The sequence below is a fragment of the Mucilaginibacter boryungensis genome (assembly GCF_015221995.1).
Taxonomy (GTDB): domain Bacteria; phylum Bacteroidota; class Bacteroidia; order Sphingobacteriales; family Sphingobacteriaceae; genus Mucilaginibacter; species Mucilaginibacter boryungensis.
In genome coordinates, this window is sequence record NZ_JADFFM010000001.1 from 370,340 (window position 1) to 387,654 (window position 17,315).

Genomic DNA, 17,315 nt, shown 5'->3' on the forward strand with positions numbered 1-17,315 from the left:
TCTGTTTGCTGCAGCGGCTAATCCGGTGAACATGAGGATGTCGATATTTATATGCTCACTAAATAAATAATATTAAAACCTTTTGTCGCTTCAGGTATTATCATAGTAGAAAAACATTATTAATTAAACAATCTACTATGAGATCACTATTGTATATCATCGCCGTTATCCTCATCATCGGGTGGGCATTAGGCGTATTTTTGTATTCAGCCGGGGGCTTGATACATGTATTACTGGTTATTGCCATTATCGCGCTGCTGTTAGGCCTTATCAGAAGGTCGACCGCTGTCTGATTATAAATTACGTATAAAAAAGCCCGGTTATTAACCGGGCTTTTTTATTTATGGGCGTTAGTGTAAGCTTTTAGTACTTCCTTTTCAACCAGCTTTCCGGTACGGGGATAATGCAGATATTCATTGATTTATTATCTGCCGATAGCATAGCCGATTCTATTTCAATGCGTGTACCGTCTGGACTAAAGGTAGGGTGCGGGTGGTCGGTGGCGGTGGGTTTATGGCCGGTACTCAGCATTAGCATTTCACGGGTATGGCGGTCTATTAAATATATGCTGCGCGAAAAATCATCGCCCACGGCCCAGCGCCCGTCGCCCGAACCATTGACATGCCACAAACCGCTACCACTTGGTGTTTGGCCGATGATAACCATCTCGCGGGTACGCAAATTCACTATACCAAGCCCGGTCGGTTTTTCGCGTGTGCCCGATGGCCCCCAGTCGGCTTCCTGACCAGGATTAGCGCCCGCTACAGGTGTGCCAACTGTAGTTTTACCAGTGCCGGGAATAGGGCGGTGCCCCATTATGGCTATAGCCACCTCATCTTTGGTGATCACCGCCTCGTGGGTTACCCATTCGTACGGCGCTTCGGGGTACAGCGGGCGCAGGCCTGTGCCATCGGCCATCACTGTCCAGGTACGCTGTGGCGATTTACCGCCGGTTTCCCAGCAAAAAATAATCTCACCCGGCACCCATGGGTTCACCTGCACGTGACCGATCTGGAACGGTACGGATACTACATATTTTAAACTGCCATCTTTCACATTCATGCTCATCAGCCCTGCAGGACCGGCACCCATATGCCGCGGACCAAAAGCTGGCTCCAGTTTGGCATCGGGCGCCAAATGTTTGGCGGCCTCAGGCCCCGCTATGCGGAAATACAATACATCTTCATTGGCGTCTAAAGCCATATCGCCGCCAGCGCGCAAATTGGCCGGGACGATACCGCATACCCGCTGATATGTTGCGGCTGGTTGCATTTTACCAGCTTTGCTATTTGCGAATACTTTGGCCAGGTCAACCTCTACAATTTGCAGGTCACCGCCGCGAGCGCCAGGGTTTGGGTTCCGCATCAGATATAGTTTCATGCTTTTGCGGGCCAGGTTAAGCATGCCGGTGTAACCGCCTTCGGTTACCTGCACAATATCACCTGTTTTTTCGTTCACGGCCAGTGCTTCGTTACGGGCGCGGCCCGAACGGAACACCAGCCATTGCCCGTCGGATGTCCATTGCGGATGGGTTTGATATATTTTAGCATCACCCGCCGGTGTGCTGGTTAAAAAAGTGAGCATGGTGCCCGTCACCGGGTCCTTCACTATCTTTTTCTCTGATGGGAACCTGCGGCCAATTTGCGCCTGGGTGGTTAAAGCCAGTGCTACACAAATACTTAAAGCGGCAATCAGTTTTTTCATAGTAATGTGTTTATCGGTACAATATTTTAACATTATTGGTGCTTAATCCCGATGGCATTATTGGCCATTTGGAAGCATTAAAAGGCTGGTAGGTAATATCTACTATATTGGCATCATAAAACTTCTTCCATTCAGGATGCTCCTTATCATAAACCCGCATGTAATTTGCAGATAGGTTGGTCACCGCAATTTCCAGCGTGTTTTCTCCGGCCTTAATCACATTTTGCGGAATGGTCAACCTGAACGGAATGGCCCAGGCAGTGCCTATCATCTTTCCGTTTATTTTAACCGTTGCCGATTCGTTTACGGTTCCCAAATCAATCACCATATCTTTTTTATCTGTAACTTTCGCCGGTATATTTATAATTCCGGTATACTTAGCCGTGCCTGTATAAAATGCGGCGGTATCGCTCAGGTTGGTCCACGATTGCAGGGTATCTATTTTGAACGATTTGTGATAGTTTGGCCTGCCGCCCATAAACTGCACCTCCCATTTGGTATTAACAGCATAACTATCGTACTTTTTAGGTTCAGTACCGCCAGGCGTTGCTGTTGGTTGCTCCATTACAAAGCATGATTGTCCCGGCGGCAAAGACAGATATATCTTTTTGCCTTTTTTAGCAAAGCCGAATTTTTTGCTGGTCAGCGGGTCGTAGCCCGATACTTTTTCATTGCCGATGCTAAGGTTTACCCATCCTTCTGAAAATTTATTACTAAGATTACTGATGAAGTAAACCGTTTTGCCGTGTTGTTTTTTACGAATGCAGGATAAGCCATTTTCACTGATAATGGTTTCCTGTGTGGCCCCGTGCTTTAACATATCGGCAACTAAATTCCGGCTTACCGTAAAATGCTTTTTATCTGCTTCACTAGCTGTTTTTATTTTCTCAAAAATGTCGGCATTGGTTTCAAAATTATGATAACCCATAGGGAAATGCGGTAAGGCTTCGTCAAAAATTATAGTAGCGCCCTGCCGGCTAAGCAATTGCAAACGTTGTAGCGTTTCTACAGAAAGATATGTACAATTAGGCACCACTATCATTTTATAAGTGGCGCCGGCAGCCCGTAATTTCCCCCCTGTTACTTTAATATCGTTCAGTTGTTTATCTGAAATGTAATCGAACAAGAAACCTTTTTGCGAAAGTTCTGTGCACATCTTACCGAAAGGCTGCGCCATAAACCAGCTGTCGTAATGGTGAACATCTAATTGATGAATGCCATAGTTGCCGCTGTTTTTATCGGCCCAAATATCCTGTACGGGAAAATACACCAGCACATCATTATCCGGCCTGCTGTTTTGCAGGATATTTTGGCAATTGTAAATGTATTTGTTCAGCAAAGGCAACTCGTTATAAAAGTGCGAGCTTGGCCCCCAATTGGTCGACGCATAAAATAGCCAGCCGGGGTATTTTTCGTCCTGTGGCGAATAGGTAGTGCCGTGGAAAAAAACGTGATTGATACCCGCGGCAAATAATTCGTCTACCTGCGGCTTCGCCTGCGACAAAGACACCTTAAAATGATTAGCCAGCCAGGTACAGGTTTCAGAACTGATCAGTTGTTTATTACTCACCCCCCCTGCTGATGACGCGAATTTCATCATCAGTGGGTTTGGCCTGCCAAAGTTTTTAGGTTCGTAATCGGGTTCTACCCTTAATAAAGGGATTTTGAAATTGCTACTGCCGAATGCCTCGGTTTCAGGGATGCTGGCTAAGCTATACAGATCGAGCAAATTACCCGGCGAGCCGTGTGCCTGGTAGCGGGTAATAAATCCATGCGCTGCCGACCAGTCGGCCCAGGTTTTATAACTATCGTATAATAATTCCGAAAGGGTTTGCTGATAGTCTATCTTTACCAAACGGCTTTGCGGGTTATTGGTAGTGTCTAAAAACAACGGCGCTACCGATTGAAGATCATATCCCCGGCGGTTTTTAAATTCGGTTAAAAAGTTACCCGTCCAGTTAGCACCAAACACCTCGTACGAGTCGCAATACATAGCACGCAGACCGGTCATGTTTTTATTAGCAAAAGCACTGTCGAAGCGCAGCAGGTATTGCTGCATCATGTTTTTATCAAAGGGGTCTTCCACATAACCCGCGCCACCGGGGCTTGGCCGTTTTACCTTTTGCTGGGTACTGGCTGTTATAAACTGTCCGTTTTTTAACACCCACTTTTTGGCGCTTTGTGACTCGCTCACGTTTGGCCCGCCAAATGGCCAGCCACTACCGGTTGATAAGTCGACACCTATACCCAGCTTTTTTCCTTCGGCAATTGTAAAGGCCAACTGGTGCATCCACTTATCGCCCAAAAAAGGTTTAAATTCTTTTTCATAACCCCTTACCCCATAAATGGGGATAATGTGCACGCCGCCAATGCCAATGCGTTTAAACTCCAGTAAACTATGCTGTATATCTTTTTCGTTAACTGCGCCACCCATCCACCACCAATATGTCCAGGGTTTGGCGGTGCTAATTTGAGCGTTAACAGTAGTTTTGATTATAAAAACGCAGGCAAAAGCCAGCAATAAAATTCGGGTACGGTAGAAGAGGGCCATTACGGTTTACTTTGGTAAATCAATATTATAAAATAATATGCAGCTAACTTACCTGTTGCATCCTGCCCTATAAATTAAGGGTTAACCAGTTGTGCCTCGTTCTTTAAACCGGCTGAATACCAAAAAGGCTGCTATACAAAGTACAAACCCGCAAATGCCGTTCAACCGCAGTCCATAATCACGATCGGGATCTTTGCCATATATAGTAAGGAAGGCAAACAGCGCGATGCCTAATGATTGCCCTAATTTTACGAACAGATATTTTACGGCAAAAAACATCCCTTCACGGTTTTCACCGGTGAGCTGGGCTTCATGTTCGGCAATTTCAGCTAATATGGCGTTGGGTAGTATGCCCAGAGAAGCCAGGGGGAAAGAGGCCCCGAGCGCCAGCGCATAAATTTGCACATTAGCAGATACCGGAAATTTCCCCAGGAAAAATATGGTTATAAAAATCAGGCTCAGCAATGCAAATGAGAATAAAACGATAGGCTTTTTACCTATCTTTTTTGACAGGTAAATAATTAAGGGATAAAACAATAAAGATGTTAGCACCATTACGGCCAGCATTACGCCCCCCCGGGTTGCAGGTAATTTTAAAAGCACGGTAACAAAATATAGCAAGCCACTGCTGATGATGCTAAGTGCCATGTAATATGAAAAATCGGAAATGAGGTAATATTTAAAATTGCGGTTACCAAACGTTTTTTTAATAGCAGGCAGCAATGGCAAATGCGATGGTTTGCTGTTAGAGTATTGTTTCTCATTAATAGCTAAAACAGGTATCAGCATCATTGCCCCGGCAAACAGGCACAGCCCCCAAATAGTGTATTGTATGGCCTGGTCGGCATTAACTATGTGAAAAGCGGTTTGCAGTGCCCGTGCATAGTTATTTACCAGGCCCGAAATGATCATCCCGATAATAAAACCAATTTGTTGAAAGGAAGATAATTTGACCTTTTCAGATGAGGTATTTGTCAGTTCGGGCAGCAAGGCGTTATAGGGGATGATATAAGTAGTAAGGCTCATGAAAAAAAGCATCAGGGCTATGGCCAGGCCAAAAGCATTATATATACTTTCACCCATGGCAACCGGCTTAAAAACAAGACAGCAAAAAAGCACCGAGGGAAGAATAGCCCATTTCATAAAAGGTATGCGCCTGCCTGCCGGATTATTGCTTTTGTCGCTTATTGAGGCGATAAAAGGATCGAACAGGGCATCAACCAAACGCCCCGAAGCGGCTATAAGCGGAAGGATGTTCAGTAGGCCAAATATGAGTAATTGCGGAAGCAATGGTGTTAGCCCGGCATTTGACGGCGGTAAATAAAAATAGGGCAGCATCACAATAATAATATTGGTCATAATGCTCCATCCTATCATGCCGCTGGCGTAAGCAAGTTGTTTCTGGAAGGGTAATTTATCAACCGTCATGGCCATGGCAAGATGTGAATATTATGACTAAAACGGATGTGCCGGTTGTTATATTACAAATAAAGATGGGTAGTTAACTTTATATCCCTGCCTTTATCAAATATGCTGCACAATCATTTCTGTGGCCCCAATATGGCCCCTCACATATTCTTTTATTTTCTGGCGGGTAAATTCCCGGTATTCCGTGTCGTTCATTAACAGATCGGTTGCCTGTTTCAAACTTTCTGCATCGTTAATACTTATCCCGGCTTTAAGGTGAATAAGCTCGCGGGCTTCACGGAATTTATGATAGTTGGGGCCAAAAATGACAGGCAGGCCAAACGCCGCAGCTTCCAGGGTGTTATGTATACCCGCGCCAAAGCCACCGCCAATATAAGCCACCTCGCCATATTGGTACAGGGATGATAGCGTGCCTATATTATCTATCACCAACACTTTGAAGTTTGAGATTTGAGATGTGGGATCAATATCGGAAAAGCGCACAGTAGTTTCTTCGGGTAATAGTCCCATCAAATGGTTTATCTTTTCTTTGCCTATCTCATGTGGGGCAAAAATAAATTTCCAGTGGGGGTAATGGTTTATCAGCTTCGCCAATAGTTCTTCGTCTTTTGGCCAGGTACTGCCGGCAATAAATACTTTTTGTCCGGCTTTAAAAGCTTCAATTACCGGCAGCTGTTTAGGTTGCAGCGCGTTTGCCCATACCCTGTCAAAGCGGGTATCGCCGCTAACCGAGACGTTACTTATATTTATGGAGCTGAGCAAATCTGCAGATGTATCATCCTGTACAAAAAAATGACTTACCATAGCCAACATTTTGCGGTGAAGGTTACCGTACCATTTAAAAAATACCTGCCCGGGGCGAAATATCCCTGAGATGATATATAATGGGATTTGCCTTTGGTGTAATTCATTAAAAAAATAGTACCAGTATTCGTATTTGGTAAATATGGCTATTCCGGGTTGCAGGGTATTAATGAAATCCCGGGCGTTGTCAGCAGTATCTAAGGGCAGATAGTATACCGCATCGGCCAGCGGTGTGTTTTTCCTGATCTCGTACCCCGATGGCGAAAAGAACGTTACTACAACTGCTTTTGCGGGGTATTTCTCTTTTAATGCTTCAAGTACAGGGCGGCCTTGTTCAAACTCGCCCAGCGAGGCAAAGTGGAACCAAATACAACCTTTATACGGTTTTACCGCATTGTTTTTGCGGCCGTTGATCCATAAGGCAGCCTTCTTGTTGAAAAAAGATGCCAGGAAAATTAACGCGTAATAAATCCTAATTACAATGGTATACGTAAACAACATTTAAATGCGAAATTACTATCTTCGCCGTAATAAGTTAGCCTAAAAAAATTTAGTAATGAAAATAGCTGTAGTTGGAACAGGATATGTTGGATTAGTAACCGGAACTTGTCTTGCCGAAACAGGCAATCACGTAATTTGTGTAGATATTAACGTAAAAAAGGTAGAAGCCATGCGCAATGGCGAATTACCTATTTATGAACCGGGGCTGGAGTTATTGTTTAACCGTAACATTAAGCAGGAGCGGTTGTCGTTTACATCAAACCTGGCCGAGGCTATTGAAGAAGCTAAAATTATATTCCTGGCGCTGCCTACTCCGCCGGGTGCCGATGGCGCTGCCGACCTTAGTTATGTATTAGGTGCGGGTAAGGATATTGCCCTTTTACTGAAAGAATATAAGGTTATTGTAACCAAATCTACCGTACCTGTTGGTACTGCCGATAAATTGACTGCCGTATTAAAAGCACATACCGATGTTGAATTTGCGGTGGTATCGAACCCCGAATTTTTACGTGAAGGTGTGGCGGTAGACGATTTTATGAAGCCCGACCGGGTAGTTGTTGGTACCCGTGATGAGCGTGCGCAAAAATTAATGGCCGAATTATACGGCCCATATGTGCGCCAGGGCAACCCTATCATTTTTATGGACGAGCGTTCGTCTGAGCTGACAAAATATGCAGCCAATTCTTTCCTGGCTACTAAAATATCCTTTATGAACGAGATAGCTAACCTGTGCGAACTGGTAGGCGCCGATGTGGATATGGTACGGCGTGGTATCGGATCTGACGAACGTATTGGGAAACGCTTTCTTTTCTCGGGCATTGGTTATGGCGGCAGTTGCTTCCCTAAAGATGTACAGGCTTTGGCAAAGGCATCCGAAGAATATAATTACGATTTTAAAATATTGAACGCTGTGATGGATGTAAACACCATCCAGAAGAAGGTGCTGGTAGAAAAAGTAAAACAATACTTTAAAGGTGATATTAAAGGCAAGAAATTTGCGCTGTGGGGTTTAGCGTTCAAGCCCGAAACTGACGATATCCGCGAAGCCCCGGCCCTATATATTATTGATGAATTGTTAAAAGAAGGCGCTACTGTAGCTGCCTTCGACCCGGAAGGCATGAATAATGTAAAAGCTTTAATTGGCGATACCATTACTTATGGCAGCAACCAATATGATATACTTGAAAGTGCCGATGCATTATTAATTGTTACCGAATGGTCGGTGTTCCGTACCCCTGATTTGGACGAAGTGGAAAGGTTACTTAAAAATAAAGTGATATTTGACGGACGTAACCTTTACGATCTGCAAAAAATGATAGATTGTGGCTTCTACTACAACAGTATTGGCCGTAAAATTGTTAGTTAAACATGAAACAGCGTAAACGTATATTAATAACCGGCGCCGCAGGTTTTTTAGGGTCGCACCTGTGCGACAGGTTTATTAAGGAAGATTACCATGTAATTGGCATGGATAACCTGATTACCGGCGACCTGCGCAATATTGAACACCTGTTTAAACTGGAAAACTTTGATTTTTACAACCACGATGTTTCCAAATTTGTGTTTGTGCCGGGCGAGTTACACTATATTTTACATTTTGCATCGCCGGCCAGCCCTATAGATTATTTAAAGATACCGATACAAACTCTTAAAGTAGGTTCGTTAGGCACACATAACCTGCTGGGCCTGGCGCGCAGCAAAGGCGCGCGCATGCTCATCGCATCTACATCTGAAGTATATGGCGACCCGAACGTGAACCCGCAACCCGAGGAATACTGGGGTAATGTTAACCCTGTTGGCCCGCGCGGTGTTTATGACGAAGCTAAGCGTTTTCAGGAAGCAATTACGATGGCTTACCACACCTTCCATGACCTGGAAACCCGGATAGTGCGCATATTTAATACTTATGGCCCCCGCATGCGGCTGAATGACGGACGTGTGCTGCCGGCATTTATTGGCCAGGCTTTACGCGGCGAACCATTAACCATGTTTGGCGATGGGTCGCAAACCCGGTCGTTTTGCTATGTTGATGATTTGATAGAAGGCATCTATCGTTTATTACACAGTGATTATGCCCAACCTATGAATATTGGCAACCCTGATGAAATTACCATTCGCGAGTTTGGCGAAGAAATTATTAAACTGACAGGTACAAATCAAAAACTGATCAGTTTGCCATTGCCTACAGACGACCCGAAACAACGCCGTCCGGATATTAGCAAAGCCAAAAGTATTTTGGGTTGGGAGCCTAAGGTATCGCGTAGCGAAGGTTTGAAGATCACATACGATTATTTTAAATCGTTACCCAAAAAAGAAATTTTACATAAAGATTTTACCTATTATAATAAACATTAATGTCTAAAATATTAGTAACCGGAGGCTTAGGGTTTATTGGCTCACATACAGTAGTTGAGCTGGTAAGGGCAGGGTATGAACCTGTTATTGCTGATGATCTGTCGAACTCGCAACTGGCAATATTAGACCAACTGACCAAAATAATTGGATATAAGCCAATTTTTTACCAGTTAGACCTTACGCTTGATGCTGATATCCAATCGCTTGTTTTAGCCGAACCCGATATTGAAGGTATTATACACTTCGCGGCATTTAAAGCAGTTGGCGAATCGGTGGCGCACCCAATGAAATACTACCGGAATAACTTTTATTCGTTAATTAACCTGCTCGATGCTTATTATGCAAAACCGGTAAATTTTGTTTTCTCATCAAGCTGTACTGTTTATGGGCAGCCTGCAAAATTACCCGTAACAGAGGATGCGCCTGTACAGCCCGCGCAATCACCCTACGGCAATACCAAGCAAGTAGCCGAGGAAATACTAAAAGATATGATAGCATCTGGCGGCAGCAAATATAAGGTGGTAGCCTTGCGCTACTTCAACCCGGTTGGCGCGCACGAAAGCGCGTTAATAGGCGAACTGCCAATTGGTGTACCACAAAACCTGGTGCCTTTTATTACGCAATCGGCTATTGGAAAACGCGGACCGATCACGGTATATGGCAGCGACTATAATACCCCTGATGGCAGCGCTATAAGGGACTACATACACGTTGTTGATTTAGCAAAGGCACACGTAGCAGCGCTGAAACTGATGGAAAAAGAAACCTTTACCGGTTACGACGTATTTAATATCGGGACTGGCAAAGGCTCATCGGTATTGGAGGTAATACATGCCTTTGAAAGTTCTACCAGTGTAAAATTGAATTATAATATAGGCCCGCGCCGCGCCGGCGATGTAGAGCAGGTTTGGGGAGATGTAACTAAATCGACCGAGAAGCTGGGCTGGAAAACTGAATTAGATATCGATGTAATGATGTCGTCGGCCTGGGAGTGGGAAAAGTATATAGCACAAAACCCATTATAAATGGATATTAAAAAAATTATTATAACCGGCGGTGCCGGCTTTATCGGTTCGCATGTAGTGCGCCGCTTTGTAACACAACATCCCGAATATCATATTATTAATCTGGATAAATTAACCTATGCAGGCAACCTGGCAAATTTACGCGATATTGAAAATGCGCCCAATTATGAGTTTGTAAAAGGCGATATTGTTGATGCTGATTTTATAGACAAGCTATTTGAAACCTATCAGCCGGATGCGGTGGTGCACTTGGCTGCTGAATCACACGTAGACAGGTCTATTGCCAGTCCGCTTGAGTTTGTGATGACCAATGTGATAGGTACCGTTAATTTATTAAACGCGGCCAAACAGCATTGGAAAGGCCGTTATGACAGCACCCGTTTTTACCATGTATCAACAGATGAGGTTTATGGTACATTGGGCGAAGAGGGACTGTTTACTGAAGAAACCGGCTACGACCCGCATTCGCCATATTCGGCCTCTAAAGCAAGTTCAGATCATTTTGTGCGTGCCTACCAGGATACTTATGGGCTTAACGCGGTGATTTCTAACTGTTCAAATAATTATGGTTCGTATCACTTTCCTGAAAAACTGATACCGCTGGCTATTCATAACATTAAACAGAAAAAGCCTATTCCAGTATATGGGAAGGGCGAAAACATCCGCGATTGGCTGTGGGTAGAAGACCATGCGCGCGCTATTGAGCTAATATTTCATAAAGCCGAATCGGGTAAAACCTATAATATTGGCGGACATAACGAGTGGAAAAATATCGACCTGATCCGTTTATTGTGCCAGGTAATGGACAGGAAATTGGGCCGCCAGGCGGGAGAATCGGAACAGTTGATCACATTTGTAACTGATCGGGCTGGGCACGACCTGCGTTATGCCATTGATGCTACCAAGCTAAAAAATGAATTAGGTTGGGTACCAAGCATTACATTTGAAGAAGGTTTGGAAAAAACGGTTGATTGGTACCTGGATAACCAGGAATGGCTGGATGATGTAACATCGGGACATTATCAGCAATATTATAATGAGCAATACGCAAATCGCTAAAAATGTTCGGTCTTTTTAAAAAGAAAGAAAAGTTAAAAAAGGCAATCACCTTCGATTACAGCACGCTGCAAGTGGATATGCATTCGCATATATTGCCGGGCATTGATGATGGTGCGCAAAACCCTGAAGAATCTATTTACCTGATCAGGAAAATGATGGAGCTTGGCATAAAGAAAATTATTGCCACGCCGCACATTATGATAGATTACTACCGGAACACGCCCGAAACTATTAACGGTGCTTTAGCTGTTTTAAAAGAAGAATTAGTAAAAGAAGGCATTGATATAGTTGTGGAGGCAGCCGCCGAGCACTATTTTGATGAAACCTTTGAAGCCCGTGTTGACGCTGATGGCCTGATGGTAATGAAAGGTGGCTATGTACTATTCGAGTTTTCTTTTATAAGCAAACCACCCAATATGATCCCTGTTGTACAGAAACTTTTGGATAAGGGATATAAACCGATATTAGCACATCCGGAAAGATATTCATATTTAACTATAGATGAATTGCGTAACCTGCGCAGTTGGGGCTGTTGTCTGCAACTTAACACAATATCGTTAACAGGCTATTACGGGCCGGAAGCCAAAAGGATAGCAGAAACGCTGGTAGATAACCAAATGGTTGATTTTATATCCAGCGATATGCACCATCCGCGGCATGCCGAAGCGTTTAAACGGGCATTACTAATGCCCTACCTTGAAAAATTGATAGCTGAGGATTACCCGTTAAAGAATACACTGCTTTTATAATGTGCAGATATGCAAATGTGCTTATGTGCAGATGATTGATTATTAAATCATAGGATCATTCGAATATCCACTCATTTGCACATTAGCAACTACTCGTACCTTAAAGCTTCCACCGGGTCAAGTCCTGCTGCTTTTTTTGCCGGGTAGTAGCCTGAAAGCAGGCCAATACCGGTACAAAGCGCTATGGCACAAAATAGCCATACCCAGGGTACAATAAATGTCCCGCTAATTTGTACAGCAATCAGGTTGCCCACGCCCATGCCCAAAAGTATGCCGCCTACACCGCCTATCAGGCATATTACTACCGCCTCAATTAAGAATTGTTTGCGAATAATAGCCGGTGTTGCCCCAATGGCTTTACGTACCCCAATTTCTCGGGTACGTTCGGTAACCGATACCAGCATAATATTCATTAAGCCAATAGCGGCACCTATTAAGGTGATTAACCCTATGCCAAAGCCGGCGGCTTGTATCCCATTTAACTGGCTGGATAACTGCTGTTGCAGCGAGTCGCTGCGTGTTATTTCAAAATTATCGTCCTGTCCCATGCGTAATCCGCGTATGTTGCGAAAAAGCGATGTTGCTTCGCCGGTTGCCGCATCCTGCTCGGCTGCGCTGCCAACCATAACCGATATGGTGTAAGTTGGATTTTTATTAGTGGTAATTTGCTTGGCTTTGTAAAGCGGGATGATACATAGCTGGTCGCCGCCAAAACCCGAGCTTGAACCTTTAACCTTACATAAGCCAATAACCCTGAATTTGTTGGCGCCTAATAGTATCATTTTATTAATAGGGTCGCCATCTTTAAACAAGCGGTTTTTTATCTCATCGCCAATAATAACAACGTTAGCGCCATGTTCAAGTTCGGATTGCGAGAAATTACGGCCGGACGCCAGCAGGAAGCCCCCGGTAAGCAGGTAATTTTCATCGCCGCCTAAAATAGATATGTTGGGGTTGGTTTTTTGATCGCCATATTTAACGGTAGCCGCAAAAGAAGCATAGGTATTTACAGAAACAGTGGCCGGAATTTTAAGTCGTTGTTTAAAACGTACGGCCTGTTCATAGGTTATGGGCGCATACACCTTGGCCCTGCCACCGCCAAATTTTATACCTGTACCACGGTTGCGTATAGTAAAAGCATTAGCGCCCATGCGCGAAAAAGTATCAGTAGTGAATTGGCGAATACCTTCAATCGCGGTTAATATACCTACCAGGGCAGTAATACCAATGGCAATAATAAGGGCTGTAAGCGAGGTGCGTAACCTGTTGCCACCTATTGATTGCAGCGCAATTGCCACGTTTTCCCTGAATGTTGTTTTTACCGCCATATTATAAAGATAGTGAAATCACGGGATTTAGACTGTGGTGCAGGCCCCTTTGTTACAGCTGAAGTATTTTAAATAATTGCCATAACATTTGTGCAAATACACCGTATTATGTAACTTGTAAAACCTAAATAAGGAATCACACCAAAATGAAAAAGGTCATTATTCTTACCATCCTGTTATTAGCAGTTATTATTGCACAGGCACAAACCACAAACACCGCGAGGCCAAAACTGGATCAAAATAGCATTGTAAAAGACTCATCAGGGATGGTCTATCCCTATGTAATATGGCAAAAAATGCTGCAAAGCGGTGATTACGCTATGAAGAGTCGTCCGATGATGAAAGATGGTAAACCTGATTACAGCGAATGGGAGTTTATGATAGTGCCGCAAACTGCACAGCAAAAGGCCGAAAAGTTTGCCCGCATGCCACGCCCGGCGGACAGCAAGTTTTTTACTACAGGCGAAACTATTAAGCCATTTAAAGTACATGATATTAACGGAAAAAAGGTGGAAGCTAAGGACTGGGCCGGCAAAACAGTAGTGCTGAATTACTGGTTTATTGGCTGTCCGCCATGCCGTGCAGAGATACCCGACCTGAACAAACTTGCCTTAAAATATAAAGACAACCCCAATGTGATATTTATAGCCATAGCGTTAGACCAGGATTATGATGTAGTCGATTTTATAAAAAAGAACCCCTTGGCTTATCATGTAGTGGGCGATGGGCGTTATTTTGCCGATATGTTCAAAATTCATTTATATCCAACCAATGTGGTGATAGATAAACAAGGCAAAGTACAACTGCATTATTCAGGCGGTTACCAAAACGGGCCTTATTGGCTGGATAAAACTATACAGGAAAGCGAAAAAAGCACGTCATTATAAAACAAAAACGGCCCCGAATTTCGGGGCCGTTTTTGTTTATCGTATATATTCTGCAAAATATTTATACCGAGAATGATGTGCCGCAGCCACAGGTGCTGGCCGCGTTAGGGTTATTAAAGGTAAAACCGCGCGAATTCAGGCCGTCCTGCCAATCTATTTGCATGCCGGCTAAATAAAGGCCGTGTGCTTTGTGCATATAAACCTTCACACCGTTTATCAAATACTCCTGGTCGCCGTCCTTTTTCTGGTCGAAGCCTAAAACATAGCTCATGCCCGAGCAGCCACCACCTTCAACACCAACACGTAAGCCAAAATCGTCACCCAGGTCCTGCTGATCTTTCAATTTATGGATTTCCTTTACTGCACCTTCTGTAAAGCTGACAGGCGCCATCGCAGTTTCAACAACAGTACTCATCTTAATTTTAATTAATGTGTTCAAATATAAGGTAAAATGTCCAAATTTGCTCCCGCAAACCTATTTATGACCCCTGCTTAACATTTTATAAACAGCCATGATGATCTATTCGTTTTTATTAGAGGTATTGAAATTTACTTTAGCAGGGATAGGAATTGTAATGGTAGCGTTTTACATGGCCAAACCCTACCTGGAAAACCGGGAAAAACTGCAATTGCTGGATCTGAAAAAATCGGCATCGGCGCAAACCCTGCCACTGCGTTTACAGGCTTATGAAAGGGTGGTGCTATTAATAGACCGTGTTAACCCCGCTAATTTATTACCCCGCTTAAATGCTACAGCTTATACCGCTGCCGAATTGCATAGTATAATAGTAAGCGAAGTGCGTAACGAGTTTCAGCATAACGTTACCCAGCAGCTTTATGTGAGCGGCCGTGCATGGCAACTGGTAAAACGGATAAAAGACGATACCCTTAACCTGGTTAACAATGTTTCCAAAAGCCTGCCCGAGGGATCAAGCGGGCTGGATTTTAGCCGCGCTATCCTATCGCACCTGAGCAAGCTGGAGGCCGACCCCTATGATACGGCTGTAAGCATGATCCGTACGGACCTGGAAGAATTATTTTAATTATGGCCGAAGAAAAACGCGTTGATACCACATCGGGTATTGTAATTAAGGAAGTTTATACCGAACCATCGGGCATGAATGAGTTGCCCGGGCAATTTCCGTATACCCGCGGTATTCAAAAAGATATGTACCGCGGCCGCTTATGGACCATGCGGCAATATGCCGGGTTTTCAACCGCTGCCGAATCAAATAAACGCTATCATTACTTATTAAGCCAGGGTACTATGGGCTTATCTGTAGCGTTTGACCTGCCTACGCAAATAGGCTACGATTCAGACCATGCCATGGCAGAAGGTGAGGTGGGCAAAGTTGGCGTAGCGATAGATTCATTGAAAGATATGGAAACGCTGTTTAATGGTATCGAACTGCAAAAAATAACCACCAGCATGACCATCAATGCCACGGCGCCTATATTATTGGCCATGTACATCGCACTGGCCAAAAAACAGGGTGCCGATCTGAAGCTGTTATCCGGTACTATCCAAAACGATATACTAAAGGAATACGCGGCGCGCGGTACTTATATATACCCGCCAACACAGTCTATGCGGTTAATTACCGATGTATTTGAATATTGCAGTAAGGAGGTGCCTAAGTGGAACACCATATCCATATCAGGCTACCATATCCGTGAAGCAGGGTCAACTGCGGTACAGGAATTGGCTTTTACTTTGGCTAACGGTAAAGCTTATTTAAAGGCCGCGCTGGAAAAAGGTTTAGATATTAACATATTTGCCCGCCGTTTATCTTTTTTCTTCAACTGCCACAATAACTTTTTTGAGGAGATAGCTAAGTTCCGTGCTGCCCGCCGCATGTGGGCGCATATTACTGCCGGGTTGGGCGCTACCCACCCCGATGCGCAAAAGCTGCGTTTCCATACCCAAACAGGCGGATCGACACTTACGGCGCAGCAGCCTTATAATAATATAGTACGTGTAAGTAACCAGGCCATGGCCGCAGTACTGGGCGGCACACAATCGCTGCATACCAATGGGTACGATGAAGCCTTATCCTTACCAACCGAGGCAGCAGCCAAGATAGCTTTGCGCACCCAGCAGATCATCGCTTTTGAAAGCGGGGTGACCGATACGGTCGATCCGCTGGCAGGATCGTACTTTATTGAGGCGCTGACAGACGAGATGGAGGCTGCGGCCAAAATATATATAGACAGGATTGACGCCATGGGCGGATCGGTAAAAGCTATTGAGCAGGATTATATCCAGCAGGAGATAGGCCGCGCGGCATATGCTTACCAAACTGCCATTGAAACAGGCGAGCGGATAATTGTAGGCGTAAATAAATTTACCCAGCCCGAAGAAGACCACGGCGACGTATTTAGGGTTGATGATACCATTCGCAAGCAGCAATCGGCTCAAATTGAAGCCCTTAAAAATAGCCGTGACAACACCATTGTAGCCTCCAATTTGGCCCGGTTAAAAGAGGCCGCAAAAGGCACTGAAAACCTGATGCCTTTTATCCTTGAAGCGGTAGAAAATTATGCCACCTTAGGCGAGGTTTCAGACGCCCTTCGCGAGGTGTTTGGCGAGTATTAAAAGGCTGTATAACTGTACTTTACCCCGCGTTTTTTAAAGTAATTTTAGTATAACGAAAATATTTTATGGCACCTGTTTGTGTGTGTAAATAACTAATAATCAATAATTTATATTGATGGTTAAAATTGCATTGCCTGCAAATATCCCCAAAACAAATGTTGTTGCGCAATGTTAGTAACTTTGGGCGTTTTAACGCCGCGCGTTGTCAGCCAGTTATCAAAAACCGGCCTTTGTCAATGCCAATTTATCCACAAAAAACAGGGTAAAAACCCCCTCAGTTGGGCTGATTGAGACAATTAAAATTTATTTGAAATTTTAATTTTTTAAT

General features: G+C 44.2%; 15 protein-coding genes. 9 read left to right on the forward strand and 6 right to left on the reverse strand.

Going from position 1 to position 17,315, the window contains the following annotated elements:
* Window positions 1-137: 137 nt before the first annotated feature.
* Window positions 138-293, forward strand: a complete 156-nt coding sequence (locus IRJ18_RS01580) for a lmo0937 family membrane protein (protein ID WP_194104450.1) — start codon at window positions 138-140, stop codon at window positions 291-293.
* 70 nt (window positions 294-363) lie between these two features.
* On the opposite strand, the gene IRJ18_RS01585 is transcribed toward IRJ18_RS01580, so the two are convergent.
* From IRJ18_RS01585 to IRJ18_RS01600, 4 genes are all read right to left on the reverse strand, one after another.
* Window positions 364-1,704, reverse strand: a complete 1,341-nt coding sequence (locus tag IRJ18_RS01585) for a TolB-like translocation protein (protein WP_194104451.1) — start codon at window positions 1,702-1,704, stop codon at window positions 364-366.
* Window positions 1,705-1,714: 10 nt separating this feature from the next.
* A complete protein-coding gene (locus IRJ18_RS01590) occupies window positions 1,715-4,255 on the reverse strand; it encodes a glycosyl hydrolase (RefSeq protein ID WP_194104452.1) in 2,541 nt (846 codons plus the stop codon).
* Between the two features lie 81 nt (window positions 4,256-4,336).
* Complete coding sequence (locus tag IRJ18_RS01595; protein WP_228072474.1) at window positions 4,337-5,689, reverse strand: MFS transporter; 1,353 nt, start codon at window positions 5,687-5,689, stop codon at window positions 4,337-4,339.
* Window positions 5,690-5,779: 90 nt separating this feature from the next.
* Window positions 5,780-6,988: a 3-deoxy-D-manno-octulosonic acid transferase gene (locus tag IRJ18_RS01600; protein WP_194104453.1), complete on the reverse strand. Its 1,209-nt coding sequence runs from the start codon at window positions 6,986-6,988 to the stop codon at window positions 5,780-5,782.
* 55 nt (window positions 6,989-7,043) lie between these two features.
* Here IRJ18_RS01600 and IRJ18_RS01605 point away from each other — a divergent pair, with 55 nt between their 5' ends.
* Genes IRJ18_RS01605 through IRJ18_RS01625 form a run of 5 tightly spaced genes read left to right on the forward strand, consistent with a single transcriptional unit; the run spans window position 7,044 to window position 12,176 of the window.
* Window positions 7,044-8,354, forward strand: a complete 1,311-nt coding sequence (locus tag IRJ18_RS01605) for a UDP-glucose dehydrogenase family protein (RefSeq protein ID WP_194104454.1) — start codon at window positions 7,044-7,046, stop codon at window positions 8,352-8,354.
* 2 nt (window positions 8,355-8,356) lie between these two features.
* Window positions 8,357-9,343 carry a UDP-glucuronic acid decarboxylase family protein gene (locus IRJ18_RS01610; protein ID WP_194104455.1) on the forward strand — a complete coding sequence of 329 codons (987 nt, stop codon included), beginning with the start codon at window positions 8,357-8,359 and terminating at the stop codon, window positions 9,341-9,343.
* On the forward strand, window positions 9,343-10,368 hold the full coding sequence (gene galE / locus IRJ18_RS01615) for a UDP-glucose 4-epimerase GalE (protein ID WP_194104456.1): 1,026 nt from the start codon (window positions 9,343-9,345) through the stop codon (window positions 10,366-10,368). Before IRJ18_RS01610 ends, galE begins: the two co-directional genes overlap by 1 nt.
* A gap of 6 nt (window positions 10,369-10,374) precedes the next feature.
* The gene (rfbB, locus tag IRJ18_RS01620) at window positions 10,375-11,427 is read left to right on the forward strand and encodes a dTDP-glucose 4,6-dehydratase (RefSeq protein WP_194106609.1); all 1,053 of its coding nucleotides are present in this window, start codon (window positions 10,375-10,377) and stop codon (window positions 11,425-11,427) included.
* A 2-nt stretch (window positions 11,428-11,429) separates the two neighbouring features.
* Window positions 11,430-12,176: a tyrosine-protein phosphatase gene (locus tag IRJ18_RS01625; RefSeq protein ID WP_194104457.1), complete on the forward strand. Its 747-nt coding sequence runs from the start codon at window positions 11,430-11,432 to the stop codon at window positions 12,174-12,176.
* Window positions 12,177-12,265: 89 nt separating this feature from the next.
* On the opposite strand, the gene IRJ18_RS01630 is transcribed toward IRJ18_RS01625, so the two are convergent.
* Entirely contained in the window at window positions 12,266-13,504 is a 1,239-nt protein-coding gene (locus IRJ18_RS01630) for an ABC transporter permease (protein WP_194104458.1), read from the reverse strand.
* Window positions 13,505-13,650: 146 nt separating this feature from the next.
* On the opposite strand from IRJ18_RS01630, the gene IRJ18_RS01635 reads away from it, so the two are divergent.
* Window positions 13,651-14,391 carry a TlpA family protein disulfide reductase gene (locus IRJ18_RS01635; RefSeq protein ID WP_194104459.1) on the forward strand — a complete coding sequence of 247 codons (741 nt, stop codon included), beginning with the start codon at window positions 13,651-13,653 and terminating at the stop codon, window positions 14,389-14,391.
* Window positions 14,392-14,452: 61 nt separating this feature from the next.
* Here IRJ18_RS01635 and IRJ18_RS01640 read toward each other — a convergent pair whose 3' ends face one another.
* Window positions 14,453-14,806 carry a HesB/IscA family protein gene (locus tag IRJ18_RS01640; protein WP_194104460.1) on the reverse strand — a complete coding sequence of 118 codons (354 nt, stop codon included), beginning with the start codon at window positions 14,804-14,806 and terminating at the stop codon, window positions 14,453-14,455.
* Window positions 14,807-14,903: 97 nt separating this feature from the next.
* Here IRJ18_RS01640 and IRJ18_RS01645 point away from each other — a divergent pair, with 97 nt between their 5' ends.
* Both IRJ18_RS01645 and IRJ18_RS01650 read left to right on the forward strand, forming a co-directional pair.
* Window positions 14,904-15,434, forward strand: a complete 531-nt coding sequence (locus tag IRJ18_RS01645; RefSeq protein WP_194104461.1) for a DUF7935 family protein — start codon at window positions 14,904-14,906, stop codon at window positions 15,432-15,434.
* Window positions 15,435-15,436: 2 nt separating this feature from the next.
* On the forward strand, window positions 15,437-16,987 hold the full coding sequence (locus IRJ18_RS01650) for an acyl-CoA mutase large subunit family protein (protein WP_194104462.1): 1,551 nt from the start codon (window positions 15,437-15,439) through the stop codon (window positions 16,985-16,987).
* The last annotated feature ends 328 nt before the right edge of the window (window positions 16,988-17,315 follow it).

Excerpts from the sequence above, each read along its gene's own strand:
- IRJ18_RS01580 (WP_194104450.1), top strand. The coding sequence starts at position 138 with ATGAGATCACTATTGTATATCATCGCCGTTATCCTCATCATCGGGTGG.
- IRJ18_RS01585 (WP_194104451.1), bottom strand. The coding sequence starts at position 1,704 with ATGAAAAAACTGATTGCCGCTTTAAGTATTTGTGTAGCACTGGCTTTA.
- IRJ18_RS01590 (WP_194104452.1), bottom strand. The coding sequence starts at position 4,255 with ATGGCCCTCTTCTACCGTACCCGAATTTTATTGCTGGCTTTTGCCTGC.
- IRJ18_RS01595 (WP_228072474.1), bottom strand. The coding sequence starts at position 5,689 with ATGGCCATGACGGTTGATAAATTACCCTTCCAGAAACAACTTGCTTAC.
- IRJ18_RS01600 (WP_194104453.1), bottom strand. The coding sequence starts at position 6,988 with ATGTTGTTTACGTATACCATTGTAATTAGGATTTATTACGCGTTAATT.
- IRJ18_RS01605 (WP_194104454.1), top strand. The coding sequence starts at position 7,044 with ATGAAAATAGCTGTAGTTGGAACAGGATATGTTGGATTAGTAACCGGA.
- IRJ18_RS01610 (WP_194104455.1), top strand. The coding sequence starts at position 8,357 with ATGAAACAGCGTAAACGTATATTAATAACCGGCGCCGCAGGTTTTTTA.
- galE (WP_194104456.1), top strand. The coding sequence starts at position 9,343 with ATGTCTAAAATATTAGTAACCGGAGGCTTAGGGTTTATTGGCTCACAT.
- IRJ18_RS01625 (WP_194104457.1), top strand. The coding sequence starts at position 11,430 with ATGTTCGGTCTTTTTAAAAAGAAAGAAAAGTTAAAAAAGGCAATCACC.
- IRJ18_RS01630 (WP_194104458.1), bottom strand. The coding sequence starts at position 13,504 with ATGGCGGTAAAAACAACATTCAGGGAAAACGTGGCAATTGCGCTGCAA.
- IRJ18_RS01635 (WP_194104459.1), top strand. The coding sequence starts at position 13,651 with ATGAAAAAGGTCATTATTCTTACCATCCTGTTATTAGCAGTTATTATT.
- IRJ18_RS01640 (WP_194104460.1), bottom strand. The coding sequence starts at position 14,806 with ATGAGTACTGTTGTTGAAACTGCGATGGCGCCTGTCAGCTTTACAGAA.
- IRJ18_RS01645 (WP_194104461.1), top strand. The coding sequence starts at position 14,904 with ATGATGATCTATTCGTTTTTATTAGAGGTATTGAAATTTACTTTAGCA.
- IRJ18_RS01650 (WP_194104462.1), top strand. The coding sequence starts at position 15,437 with ATGGCCGAAGAAAAACGCGTTGATACCACATCGGGTATTGTAATTAAG.